10 protein-coding genes and 2 pseudogenes are annotated in these 13,338 nt (G+C 65.2%); all 12 read left to right on the top strand.

Features of this window, described 5'->3' with window-relative positions:
- Positions 1-190, top strand: a pseudogene (locus tag U5798_RS26540) (hypothetical protein); the annotation flags it as partial.
- 123 nt (positions 191-313) lie between these two features.
- Positions 314-1,120 (top strand): hypothetical protein, encoded by an 807-nt coding sequence (locus U5798_RS26535; RefSeq protein ID WP_322083743.1) that lies wholly within the window; start codon positions 314-316, stop codon positions 1,118-1,120.
- 348 nt (positions 1,121-1,468) lie between these two features.
- The gene (locus tag U5798_RS26530; protein WP_322083742.1) at positions 1,469-2,350 is read left to right on the top strand and encodes an endo alpha-1,4 polygalactosaminidase; all 882 of its coding nucleotides are present in this window, start codon (positions 1,469-1,471) and stop codon (positions 2,348-2,350) included.
- Between the two features lie 359 nt (positions 2,351-2,709).
- Complete coding sequence (locus U5798_RS26525) at positions 2,710-4,791, top strand: putative bifunctional diguanylate cyclase/phosphodiesterase (RefSeq protein WP_322083741.1); 2,082 nt, start codon at positions 2,710-2,712, stop codon at positions 4,789-4,791.
- Between the two features lie 515 nt (positions 4,792-5,306).
- Positions 5,307-6,905: a Re/Si-specific NAD(P)(+) transhydrogenase subunit alpha gene (locus tag U5798_RS26520; RefSeq protein WP_124455708.1), complete on the top strand. Its 1,599-nt coding sequence runs from the start codon at positions 5,307-5,309 to the stop codon at positions 6,903-6,905.
- Positions 6,906-6,920: 15 nt separating this feature from the next.
- Positions 6,921-8,336: a Re/Si-specific NAD(P)(+) transhydrogenase subunit beta gene (gene pntB / locus U5798_RS26515; RefSeq protein WP_124455707.1), complete on the top strand. Its 1,416-nt coding sequence runs from the start codon at positions 6,921-6,923 to the stop codon at positions 8,334-8,336.
- Positions 8,337-9,177: 841 nt separating this feature from the next.
- On the top strand, positions 9,178-9,372 hold the full coding sequence (locus U5798_RS26510; protein ID WP_322083740.1) for a hypothetical protein: 195 nt from the start codon (positions 9,178-9,180) through the stop codon (positions 9,370-9,372).
- Positions 9,373-9,654: 282 nt separating this feature from the next.
- Positions 9,655-9,777 (top strand): annotated as a pseudogene (locus U5798_RS26505) (hypothetical protein); the annotation flags it as partial.
- A gap of 41 nt (positions 9,778-9,818) precedes the next feature.
- Positions 9,819-11,189: an undecaprenyl-phosphate glucose phosphotransferase gene (locus U5798_RS26500; RefSeq protein ID WP_322083739.1), complete on the top strand. Its 1,371-nt coding sequence runs from the start codon at positions 9,819-9,821 to the stop codon at positions 11,187-11,189.
- Between the two features lie 8 nt (positions 11,190-11,197).
- Entirely contained in the window at positions 11,198-11,650 is a 453-nt protein-coding gene (locus U5798_RS26495; protein WP_322083738.1) for a protein tyrosine phosphatase, read from the top strand.
- Positions 11,650-12,054 carry a hypothetical protein gene (locus tag U5798_RS26490; protein WP_124455702.1) on the top strand — a complete coding sequence of 135 codons (405 nt, stop codon included), beginning with the start codon at positions 11,650-11,652 and terminating at the stop codon, positions 12,052-12,054. The genes U5798_RS26495 and U5798_RS26490 overlap by 1 nt, the downstream gene beginning before the upstream one ends.
- Before the next feature lie 123 nt (positions 12,055-12,177).
- Positions 12,178-13,338, top strand: a complete 1,161-nt coding sequence (locus U5798_RS26485; protein WP_322083737.1) for a polysaccharide biosynthesis/export family protein — start codon at positions 12,178-12,180, stop codon at positions 13,336-13,338.

Raw genomic sequence — 13,338 nt, 5'->3', positions numbered from 1 at the left:
CGCGGCGCTGGGCGGCTTCGGCGGCGGCGTGGGCGGTGCGCTCGCGGGCTTCTCGTCGACGCCGGAAGGCAAGGCGACGGTCGTCGCGTTCATCGACGCGTACAACAAGATGGTCGTCGCACTGCGCAGCTACAAGGCGCAGGACGTCAAGGGCGGGCTGGGCCGCGGTGGCCAGCTGCAGGTCAACTGATGTTCCCGGGCCGGCGGTGTGCCGCCGGCCGATCGATGATTCCTGATTCGTGATGGTCGGTGCGCGCGACGCGATTCGCGTGTACTGGCTTCGTTCGTGCTGTTCATTCAGAAGGTGATCCCGATGAAAGCCGTTGCACTGATCGCATTGACCTGCCTCGCGCTGAGCGCTTGCGGCGGCGGTGACGACAATTCCTCGCCCGCGTCGTCCGGCGGATCGGGCACGAGCAACAACGGCGGCAGCGGCGGATCGGGTGGCGGGACGCCGACCACGGGCACATCCGGCGGCAATTCGGGCTCGCCGACCGCCTCGAACCTCGACTGCGATCCGGTTTACCAGCAAGGCGATACCGTGCAGTTGCACATGTATACGCAAGCGACGTCGCAGAGCCCGTCGGTCGACAACGGCGTGTACACGCGGGCCTTCGCACCGGCGACGTTCAATGGCGTGGCGCTCACGCAGCAGGCTGAAACCACGACCGGCTCGCCGATCCAGACCAATGACTACTACCTCGTCGGTAACGGCGTGCGCACGAACTACGGCAGCGAGGTCTACAGCGGCGGCACGCTCGTGTTGCGCGACGTGAACTCGCCGCCCTATGTCGAGACGATCGGGCTCACAGGAAGCGAGACGGTGAACTACGTGAGTACGCCCGTCATTCCGTCAGGCGGCGCGCAAACGGCCGTCTCGATCCAGCGTACCTACGTCGCACGCGAAACGGTCAGCCTCCGGAACGGCAAGGTCTTCGCGAACGCCTGCCACTATCAGACGACGGAGACGACCGCCAACCAGGCGGTGACGACCAGGACGAGCGCGGACGACTGGCTCGCGCCGGGCGTCGGTCTGGTCAAGTCGGTCGCCAACGTCGGCGGCACGCAGATCATCACGCGCGAACTGGAAGCGGCGACGGTGGCGGGCAAGTCGTACTGAGCCGAGCTTGCGGGCAGCGCGGCGGCGGCAATACCGCACGCGCACCCGAGGTATCCGACCAGGGATTGCGGGAGTCGAACGCCATCAGCGCCGGGACGACGAACAGCAACGGCAGCGTGAGCCGCGACGTCATGGGCGCACCATGCGTCCGGAACGACAGGTCGTCCGTACGCCGTACCAACAAAAGTCGACAAATCGGAACAGTTCGGTCCGGCGTTCCTGCCTACCATCCGGACGTGCCTCCCGGATTCCCTTGCGCCCTCGGCATCGGCAGATGCGCCGCCCGCATCCTGCCGCCCGTCTTTGCCTCGCATCCTGACAAGCTTTCAAGAAAGCAAAGGATTCGCCATGTCTGCCAGATCGTTCGCTTCAGTCGCGCTGATGCTGCTGCTTGCCGCGTGCGGCGGCGACGCGGATTCGTCCGCACCGGGCACTTCCGTCGCGGCAACCGAGATGCGCGCGTTGCCGGCCGCGACCTGGAGACCGCTCGTGCCCGGCACGAGCTGGCAATGGCAGATCGACGGCAACACGATCAACGAGACCGTGCTCGACCGCGTGAACAATCCTCGCAAGATGTTCGACGTCGACATGGAGCAGACCGATGCAGCGACGATCCAGCGCCTGAAGGCGAAGGGCATCTACGTCGTCTGCTACATGGAAACCGGCGGCCGGGAAGACGGCCGCAGCGATGCGAACCGGTTTCCCGACAGCGTGCTCGGCTACCCCGTCGAAGGATACGAAGATCATGAGCGCTGGCTGGACATCCGCCAGACGAAGATCCTGATGCCGATCATGCTGGCGCGTCTCGACCAGGCGAAGAAAAAGGGCTGCGACGGCATCGAACCGGATCTGGACGACAGCTATCGGCAGGAAACGGGTTTTCCGCTGACGCGCGACGACCAGTTGCGTTACAACACGGCGCTGATCGCCGCCGCGCACGATCGGGGGATGTCGATGGGCCTCAAGAACGGCTCGGGGATCGCCACCGCGATGGCGAAGGTCGCCGACTGGGCGCTCAACGAGCAGTGCAACAGGTTCCACGAGTGCGACGGCTACGCGAGTTTCATCGCGCTGAACAAGGCCGTGTTCAATGTCGAGTACACGCGCCCGGACGGCATGACGCTCGCCGATTTCTGTCCGGCGGACAACCGCGCCAACTTCGACGGCATGCTGAAATGGTCGAGCGACACGCTCGCGGCGCTGCCGCGCGCGGCCTGTCGGTTCGAGTGAGCGGCGGCGCGCGACGACACTGCGTTCCGCTGCCCACGCTTCATCGTCGACTTCCGCTTCGGAAGGATGCCGAAGCCTGCATGATGCACGGTCGCGCGATGCGCGCCCGCCAATGTCCGTAGTATCCCGGCGGCGTCCTTCATCGATCCCGCAGCGGTAAATTCTTCCCTGAACGGCAGGTCGCGTTTATGATCCCGCCACGCAAGCGGTGGTCGCTGGAATCGTCTGATTGGTCGCACGACCAGTCCGTTCCTTCGGGCATCGCTTTCCTTTTGTGCCCAACCTTCACACGAGTTTACGAGACCCTCCTGCAACTGGGGTCTCGTCGTCGTCGAATCGAAAGCGATCTGTAAATAATAATGCTGCCGACCAGTTATAACGCGTTGCTCGTTCTTCTTTCGCTCCTGATCGCCATACTGGCGTCCTACACCGTGCTGGACATGTCCGGACGTATCAGGACCGCTCGGGGGCCCGCCGCACATTGGTGGCTGGTCGGCGGGGCTTGCGTGATGGGTGCCGGCATCTGGTCGATGCATTTCGTCGGCATGCTCGCCTTCGCGTTGCCGATTCCGGTTGGGTACGATCCTGCCATTACATGGCTGTCGTTGCTGATCGCCATCGTCTGCTCCACGTGTGCGCTGTGGCTCGTCGGCAGGAACACGCTGAAGTGGTACCGGCTGTGCGGCGGGGCCCTGCTGATGGGGGCCGGCGTAGCGGGGATGCATTACACGGGCATGGCCTCCATGCGCATGTCGCCGGGCATCCGGTACGACCCGTTGCTCGTCGGCCTGTCGGTCGCGATCGCAGTGGTTGCGTCGGGCGCCGTGCTGTGGATCGTATTCGTTCGGCGTGCCAACTCCTCTCGCGTGCGCTTGCTCAATCTGGGGTCCGCCGTCCTGATGGGGGCCGCGATCGCCGGCATGCACTACACCGGCATGGCCGCCGCGCGATTCCCGCTGGGCAGCATCTGCGGGGCATCCGGCTCGCGCATGAACGCCGGCTGGCTTGCACTGGTCATCGTCGTCGCCACGTTGGCCATCCTCGCCATCGCGTTGATCGTCTCCATCCTCGATCTGCGTCTGGAAGCCCGCACGGCGGTGCTGGCGACATCGCTGGCCGAAGCCAACCAGGAATTGACGTATCTGGCGCTGCACGACAACCTCACCAAGCTCCCCAATCGCGTGCTGCTCGAAGACCGGATCGATCAGGCGATCCAGAACACCGATCGCGAGAAAGGGTGTTTCGCGCTGATGTTCATGGACCTCGATGGATTCAAGGCGGTCAACGACGCCTACGGTCATCACGTCGGCGATCTGTTGCTGGTCGACGTGGCAGGGCGCATTGGCGCGAACCTGCGCTCGCAGGACACGATCGCCCGTCTCGGCGGCGATGAATTCGTGCTGGTCGTGGCGGTGGCCGAGCCGGCGGACGCGGCCGACGTCGCGGACAAGGTGCTGGCGGTGATTCGACAGCCGTTCCGTGTGGCCGAGCACGAACTGCGCGTGTCGGCCAGTATCGGTATTGCGCTCTATCCGGGCAACGGCAGCGATTTCCGCGACTTGATGACCAACGCCGATGCCGCGATGTATCACGCGAAGGCACTCGGCCGGAACGCGTACTGTTTCTTCGAAGCATCGATGAATGCGAATGTCCGCGAGCACCTGAAAATCGTCCAGGAACTCCGCCTGGCGCTGGAGCGGCGTGAACTGGTCCTGCATTACCAGCCGAAGTTCGACGTGCCCCATGGGCCGATCATCGGCGTCGAGGCGTTGTTGCGGTGGATGCACCCGACACGCGGTCTCATTTCACCCGATCAGTTCATCCCGATCGCGGAAAAGACCGGCTTGATCGTGCCGATCGGCGAATGGGTGCTGGACGAGGCCTGCCGGCAGATGCGCGCGTGGTGCGATGCAGGTCGAACCGACTGGACGATGGCCGTCAACCTGTCGCCGCTGCAGTTCGGCCACGCGAGCCTGATCCGGGTCGTGCAGGAGGCATTGGAACGGCACGGGCTGGAGCCGCACTGCCTGACGCTGGAGATCACCGAATCCACGGCGATGCGCGATGCCGACGCCAGCTTGAGAATCCTGCAGCAGCTTCACGACATGGGCGTGCGCATTTCCATCGACGACTTCGGGACGGGCTATTCGAGCCTGCTCTATCTCAAACGCTTGCCGGCCAGCGAGCTCAAGATCGACCGCGGATTCATCCGCGATCTCGAACACGACACCGAAGATGCCGCGATCATTTCCGCGATCGTCGCGCTCGGTCGGGCACTCGACCTGAAGATCGTCGCGGAGGGCGTTGAAACGACGGCGCAGCAGCAGTTCCTGACGAGACTCGGTTGCAATTCGCTGCAAGGCTTCCTGCTCGGGCGTCCGATGCCGGCGGATCACTTCATCGAATTGGCCACGCAAGGCAATGCGATCAAGAACGTTTGATGGTGGATCGGCACGCGTCCGCATCATATTCAATTAAGGGGCTCGATCACAAGGACCGGCCGGCGTCCGTTGTCAGCGCACGCACTTTGAAAACTGGATGATTTGCGGCGATTGGCCGGGTATTTCGTCGGGGTGAACCGATTCCTTTGAATGCCTGGCGGGAAAGGGATGACGGGCGATCGCCGGCTGCCTCCACACGTGACTTGTACGAGTAAACCGAAACCGTCAGACTGTCGCTGAATCCTCGGCACGGGATTCATGAAACGAATGCTGCTCGATTCAGAAGATAAATTTCGAGAAGACCGCGTCGGCCGGTATGCTTTGTGTCGCCGGCCACAGGGCCGACGCCGGATATCGAGTACGGAACCTGGCGATGGAGACAACATGTTCGCGGCTGCATCAGGGCTGCGCTGCTGATCCAGGTTGACCTGTTTCACCAAGGCCGGGCGCCTGAATTTGGCAACGCGAAACGCGGGGCCGAATACTGCACGCGGCCGCAACTGACAGATCACAAAATGACATTGCAGATTGGGATTCCTCTGGAGATAGCCACCGGCGAACGGCGCGTAGCGACCGTCCCCGAGGTGGTCGAGAAACTGATCAAGCTGGGGTTCTCGGTGGCCGTGCAAAGCGGCGCCGGGGCAGGTGCGAATTTCGACGACGACGCCTACCGTGCGGCCGGCGCAACCGTTGCCGCGACGGCGGCCGAGCTCTGGTCCGGCAGCGACATCGTGTTCAAGGTGCGCCCGCCGACCAGCGACGAAGTGGCGCTGATGCGCGAAGGCGGCACGCTGATCGGTTTCGTCTGGCCGGCCCAGAACCCCGAACTGATGGAGCAGCTGGCCGCGAAGCGCGCCACCGTGCTGGCGATCGATTCGCTGCCGCGCACGCTGTCGCGCGCGCAGAAGATGGACGCGCTCACGTCGATGGCCGGCATCAGCGGCTACCGCGCGGTGATCGAGGCCGCGCATGCGTTCGGCCGCTTCCTGAACGGCCAGGTCACGGCGGCCGGCAAGGTCCCGCCGGCCAAGGTCTTCATCGCCGGTGCCGGTGTGGCGGGCCTCGCCGCGATCGGCACCGCGGCCAGCCTCGGCGCGATCGTGCGCGCCAACGACACGCGGGCGGAAGTGGCCGACCAGGTCAAGTCGCTGGGCGGCGAATTCGTCAAGGTCGACTACGAAGAGGAAGGCTCGGGCGGCGGCGGTTATGCGAAGGTGATGAGCGAAGGCTTCCAGCAGGCGCAGCGTGCGATGTACGCGCAGCAGGCCAGGGACGCCGACATCATCATCACGACCGCGCTGATCCCCGGCAAGCCCGCGCCGAAGCTGATCACGGCCGAGATGGTGCAGTCGATGAAGCCCGGCAGCGTGATCGTCGACATGGCCGCCGAACAGGGCGGCAACTGCGAACTCACGGTGCCCGGCGAGGCCGTCGTGCGCCACGGCGTGACGATCGTCGGCTATACCGATCTCGCGTCGCGCCTGTCGCGGCAGTCGTCCACGCTGTATGCGACCAACCTGCTGCGCGTGGTCGAGGAGCTGTGCAAGGCCAAGGACGGCACGATCAACGTCGACTTCGACGACGACGCGATCCGCGGCCTCACCGTCATCAAGGAAGGCAACATTACGTGGCCGCCGCCGCCGATCAAGCAGGCGGTCGTCGCGCCGAAGCCTCCGGCAGCGCCTGTCGCGGCCGCGCCCGCGAAGTCCAAGGGCCACGGCCACAGCGGCGAGCCGATGTCGGCCAAGGCGCTCGCGATCGTGTTCGCCGTCGGCGCGCTGGCTTTCCTGCTGGTCGGCCAGTTTGCGCCGGCCAGCTTCCTGTCGCACTTCACGGTATTCGTGCTCGCGTGCTTCGTCGGCTACATGGTGATCTGGAACGTCACGCCGTCGCTGCACACGCCGCTGATGAGCGTGACCAACGCGATCTCGTCGATCATCGCGATCGGCGCGCTCGTGCAGGTCGCGCCGCCCCTCGGTGAGCTGGCCAACGCCGGCGACCGCCCGTCCGGGCTGATCCTCGGCCTCGCGGTCGGTGCGCTCACGCTCACGGCCGTCAACATGTTCGGCGGCTTCGCGGTCACGCGACGCATGCTGGCGATGTTCCGCAAATAAGGGGACGACAAAACAATGACTGCAAACCTGACTACCGTCTCCTATATCGGCGCCGCGATCCTGTTCATCCTCAGCCTCGGCGGGCTGGCCAACCCTGAAACCGCGCGTCGCGGCAACCTGCTCGGGATGATCGGCATGCTGATCGCCGTGCTGGCCACCGTGGCCGGTCCGCGCGTGTCGGCCGCGGGCATTCCGTACGTGGTCGCCGCGCTGGTCGTCGGCGGCGCCGTCGGCCTGTACGCCGCGAAGAAAGTGCAGATGACGCAGATGCCGGAACTGGTCGCGCTGATGCACAGCCTGGTCGGTCTCGCGGCCTGCCTCGTCGGCTTCGCGAGCTACATCGACACGTCGCTGCAGTTCACCGGCGCGGAGAAGGCGATCCACGAAGTGGAGATCTACGTCGGCATCCTGATCGGCGCCGTTACCTTCGCGGGTTCGATCATCGCGTTCGGCAAGCTGTCGGGCAAGATCGGCGGCAAGCCGCTGCTGCTGCCGGCGCGGCACTGGATGAACCTCGCCGCGCTGCTGATCGTGATCTACTACGGCCGCGCGTTCCTGCATGCGGAAACGATCCAGGACGGCATGCTGCCGCTCGTCGTGATGACGGTGATCTCGCTGCTGTTCGGCGTGCACATGGTGATGGCGATCGGCGGCGCGGACATGCCGGTCGTGGTGTCGATGCTCAACAGCTACTCGGGGTGGGCGGCAGCCGCTACCGGCTTCATGCTCGGCAACGACCTGCTGATCGTGATCGGCGCGCTGGTCGGCTCGTCGGGTGCGATCCTGTCGTACATCATGTGCCGCGCGATGAACCGCAACTTCATCAGCGTGATCGCCGGTGGTTTCGGCAGCGGCGCAGGCGCACCGGCGGCAGCCGGCGGCGGCGCGGCGCAACCGGCTGGCGAGGCGGTCGCGGTGAGCGCGGCGGAAACGGCCGAGCTGCTGCGCGAGGCGAAGCGCGTGATCATCGTACCCGGCTATGGGATGGCCGTTGCACAGGCCCAGCACACGGTGTTCGAGCTGACGAAGCTGCTGCGCGAGAAGGGCGTCGACGTGCGTTTCGCGATTCACCCGGTCGCGGGCCGCATGCCGGGGCACATGAACGTGCTGCTGGCCGAAGCGAAGGTGCCGTACGACATCGTGCTCGAAATGGACGAGATCAACGACGACTTTCCCGAAGCCGACGTGTCGATGGTGATCGGCGCGAACGACATCGTGAACCCGGCGGCGCAGGACGACCCGACGAGCCCGATCGCCGGCATGCCGGTGCTGGAGGTGTGGAAGGCGAAGACATCGATCGTGATGAAGCGCAGCATGGCGTCGGGTTATGCGGGCGTCGACAATCCGCTGTTCTACAAGGACAACAACCGCATGTTGTTCGGCGACGCGAAGTCGATGCTGAACGAGGTGTTCGGCATGCTGAAGGCCTGATGCGGGTTTGGACTTGAGTCGGTGATGGATCAGGTGACGGCCGGCAACGCCCGGCTGTCGCCAGCAACACAGGCGCCGCGGGGGCGAGACCATGCGCACGCGCCCCTGCGGTCGCCAGATGCCCGGCCGCGACGCTCGGTAGGTCGCACACGAGCGATCGACGCTATCGACCGGACGAACCGGATCATGCGCAATCAGGCACGGCGCAGATCGGCCCGCCCGCCCTGCGCGGCACGTCATGATCTGCCGCCACGCTCCCACGCTCCCACGTTCCAATCCGAGTCGCGTACGTGACGATGCGAGATCGCCGATCGATTTCGTCATGCGGTCGTGACGAGGGCGGCCTGACCAGCCGGGCGTCCGCCATTTCCAGCGCACCTTGCCGGTATTTAAATCGATTGACAGTTTTTTTGGGTGGATTTAAGCCTGCCGGCCGCCGGTATTTACCGGATTCCCCCAAGTGCCGAAAAGTGTCGTGAATCCGTCGACGTGCCGATATTGCGAAGGTAAATACCGGCACGCGCCAAGGCGTTTGACGATCCATTCAGCTCGCGTTTTTCGGACGCAACCATTCCGCAATGGCAACGATCGGGACGTTCCGGAACATGTTCCCATCCGGCGCGCGTTACGGCGTGCCGTTACGTAACGGGTGCGAACGTTTCAGTCGCGCAAACGTTGCACTCGATTATTTTGATTTATTCATACCTTTCTGTTTGCGTACATAGGTCCTTGGTTTAACAAGGGTTTTCTGCGTTGCAGCAAAAATGCGGAGCTTGATGGCATGGTTCGTGCGTTAAATGGTGCGTGCCGAAGTAGTTAATACCATAACGCTAGACCAATCATGAATCACATCCAGATTCCGATATCCGGACGCGACGCGGGGGCGAAGCGGTCGATTCCGGGCCTTCACTTGATCAATCGCGTTCATGCGCCCATCCATTCGGGATGGCTCCGGCGCGGCATCTCCTTTGTCATGCCGAGCCGTGTCGATGCGCCATCGCGGCGTCAGCGCATCGGTGCGGAGGCGTACGCCTAAGCAACTCGCAGTCCGTTCGTCGTCTGGATTCCTGGCGGGAATCGAACCGTTCATCCAATAAAGGCGCGTTCGATTTCATATAGGAATGCGAATTTATTGATTAATTCATCGATGGACGATTGGCGTCCGGGATGAATGTTGTCGATGCATCGGGATACCGAGGGTGGAGCATGTCCGGCGTCAGCGCGGGCATGGCCGGGCGGTGCGATGAGGGCGTCGCGCGCTGAAAAACCGGATGTTGAGGAGTGCATGAAATTGAGCGCGATCGAACTTGTCGACAACGGCGTCGGGCACCGGCTTGAAAACCCGGGGCAGTTGTCGCCCGAAATCATCGAAGTGCAGACCGGCAGCCATCTCGGCGAACGCGACATCGCGTGCTTCGACGGCGCATACGGGCGCGTTTGACGGCAAATGCGGCGCCGTCGCGCGCTGCCTGGAGAAGAATCATGTTCGGAGTTCAGTCGATTGTTGCTCGTCTGCTCGATGCACTCGTCGTGGTGCTGGCGGCGGCCGCCGCGTCTTATGTGCGCTTCGATGACGATACGCTCGGCCGGCCGGACGCGATGGTCGTCCCGTTCGTCGTGATGCTGACGCTTGCCGTCTTCCCGGCATGCCAGGTGTACCAGTCGTGGCGCGGTCGGTCGTGGATCGCGATGATCAGCCGCATCAGTGCCGCATGGGTCGCCGTGCAGGCGTGCGACCTCGTGCTGCTGTTCGCGATGCATCGCGTCGATCATGTGTCGCGGCTGTGGTTCGTCTACTGGACGGCGATCGCGGCATGCGGATTCATCGTCATCCGCCTGGTCGCGTACACGATGCTCGCGCGGGTCCGGCATGCGGGCCTGAATCTTCGCAAGGTGGCGATCGTCGGCAACGGCGCGCATGCGGTGCGGGTGATCGAAACGCTCGCGCTGTCCCCGGCCAGCGGGTTCCGCCCCGTGGTGCTCCACGATCTCGCGGGACGGTCCAACGGCATCGTCCCGGCGATCGCGGATTTCGCCGAGTTCGCCGCGGCCGTGCGCGCCGAAGCCGCGACGGAAATCTGGCTCGCGTTGCCGATCTCGGAGGAACGGACGATCCGGAAGGTACTGAAGACGTTCGGCGACGATCTGATCAACATCCGCTTCATGCCGGACATGTGCAGCATCGCGCTGCTCGGCGGCACGATGATGGATCTCGTCGGCATGCCGGCGATCAACCTCGTGGCGTCGCCGATGTCGCACCGCGCGCTGATGCAGAAGGCGCTGTTCGACCGCGTGTTCGCGGCCGCGGCACTCGTCGCGCTGGCGCCGCTGCTCGGCGCGATCGCGCTGGCGGTCAAGCTGTCGTCGCCGGGCCCCGTGCTGTTTACGCAGACCCGCAAAGGCGCCGACGGCCGGGTGTTCCGCATCTACAAGTTCCGCACGATGCGCGTGCACGCCGAACCGGCAGGCATCGTGCGCCAGGCCACGCGCGGCGACACGCGCATCACGCGCATCGGTGCGTTCCTGCGCCGCACGAGCCTCGACGAACTGCCGCAGTTCTTCAACGTGCTGCGCGGCGACATGTCGGTCGTCGGGCCGAGACCGCACGCGATCGAGCACGACGATCTGTACCGGCCGCTCGTCGAAGGCTACATCCATCGTTACCGGATCAAGCCCGGCATCACCGGATGGGCGCAGGTCAACGGCTATCGAGGCGAAACGGATCACCTCGACAAGATGGTCGGCCGCGTGCAGCACGACCTCTATTACCTGCGCAACTGGTCCTTCGGGTTCGACATGAAGATTGTCGCCGCCACGGTGCTGAAGGGCTTCGTTCATCCGAACGCCTACTGAGCGCCGCCATGATCGAACGCATTCTGGTCGTCTGCGACGGCAATGCATGCCGCAGCCCGATGGCGAGCGCGATGCTGGCGCGCGCACTGCCGTCCGTGCAGGTGCGCTGCGCCGGGCTGATCGCGCTGGCCGGGCGACCGGCCGCACAGGCCGCGATCGACGTCATGCGCGAGCGCGGCTTCGACATCACGTCCCATATCGCGCAGCCGGTACATCTCGGCCACGTGCGCGCATCGCAGCTGATTCTCGCGATGACGCTCGTGCAATGCCGCGAGATCGAGCGCCGCTATCCGTTCGCGCGCGGCCGCGTTTTCCAGCTCGACCATGCGACGAAACGCGACATCGCGGATCCCGTCGGCCAGTCGACGGACGTCTTCGACGCGGTGGCGCGTCATATCGAGCGCGCGGTCGCGCACTGGATCGCGCGGATTCCGGCGGCTATCGCACGCGGAGGCGGCTGATGCGACACCTCGCCCGTCACTTCGCGCTGTTCGTCGGTCTCGCGTGTGCGTCGGCTGCGCACGGTAGCGCGCCGGCGGCGCGCCCCGCGATGAACGCCGCGCCGAATCCGCCGCGGTGGATCGCCGGCCTCGCGGATCCCGCGTCGAAAACGTCGAATCCCTGGCGCGGTTCGATCGCGAAGCCGGCGGCCGCATCCGGCGTCGCCGTGCCGTCGGCCGGCAACTATGCGCCGCTGCCGATCGAGCGGCAGATGCGTGCGTTGTCGATCGACGCGCCGGGCATGCCGGGCGCGCCTCGCACGCGCCGTGCGCCGCGCGTCCCGATCCGGGCGCACGGCGGGACCGACAGCACGGCGGACGACTGGCCGGGCATCGCGCCGCCCTGGTCGCACTCGCCATGGTGACCGGCCGCACCGCACGCGATGGAGGCGGGATGGCTCGCGCCATCGCGCGACGCAATGAAGACAGCCGTGAGCAACGCGCCACGGACGGCATGGACGACAGCGCGACATATAAGGCAGGCAGCAATGGGTAAATCATTCGACGTGGTATCGACACGCAGCAGACGGGGCCACGCATTGGCAGCGCTCGTGCTGTTCATGTTCCTGACGGGATGCGCCGTCGCGCCCGGCATGCGGATGACCGGTTCGCAGGCGTTGCCGGTGACCAGCGCGCGCAACGGCGAGCCGGCGCAGTCGCTCGATGTGCCGATCCGGGAAATCGACGTCGACCTGCTGAACGCGATGCGCGACGACAGCGATGCGGCCGCGAATGTCGACACGCTGCTGCGTGAGCGCGCGAAGGGCGCCTATCGGATCGGCGCTGGCGACGTGCTGCAGATCACGGTATGGGACCACCCCGAGCTGTCTGCCGCGGCACCGACGAGCCAGTCGTCGTCGACGCAACGGCCGAGCGACCCCGTCGGCGGCTTCGTCGTCGATGAAACCGGCACCGTGCAGTTTCCGTATGTCGGCACGATCGCGGTCGCGGGCCGGACGACGACCGAGGTCCGCGATGCATTCCGCGTCGCGCTGACGAAGACGTTCCGCGACCCGCAGGTCACCGTGCGGGTGACGTCGTACCGCAGCCAGCAGGTCTATGTCGAGGGCGAGGTACGCAATCCGGGCGGTCAGCCGATCAACGACGTGCCGATGACGCTGACAGAGGCGCTCGATCGCGCGGGCGGCCTTCAACCGACGGCCGACCGAAGCCGCATCGAGCTGATGCGCGGCGACGAGCATTACGTGCTGAACCTGTCCCAGCTCGTCGCGCGGCGGATCGACCCGGCCCGCATCCTGTTGCGCAACCGGGACGTGCTGCGCGTGCAGTCGCGCGAGGACAGCGGTGCGTTCGTGATGGGCGAGGTCACGAAGCCGACGCTCGCGCTGCCGCTTCGCGACGGCTCGCTGACGCTCGGCGATGCGTTGCAGCAGGCCGGCAGCTTCAACAGCGGCACCGCGGACACCGCGCAGGTCTACGTGATTCGCGGTCGCGGCTCGCGCACGCCCGACGTGTTCCACCTCGACGCGAAGTCGCCGGTTGCGATGGTGCTCGCGAACGACTTCAGGCTGGCGCCGAAGGACGTCGTCTACGTCGACGGCAACGGCCTCGTCCGGCTCAGCCGCGTGCTGTCGCTGCTGCTGCCCGCCATCAATGCCGGCATGACCGGCGCGCTGGTCGCGAAATGA

It is taken from the genome of Burkholderia sp. BCC1972 (assembly GCF_905339605.1).
GTDB lineage: Bacteria > Pseudomonadota > Gammaproteobacteria > Burkholderiales > Burkholderiaceae > Burkholderia.
Note: the sequence above shows the minus strand (reverse complement) of the source record. Positions and strands in the feature narration are given on the sequence as shown.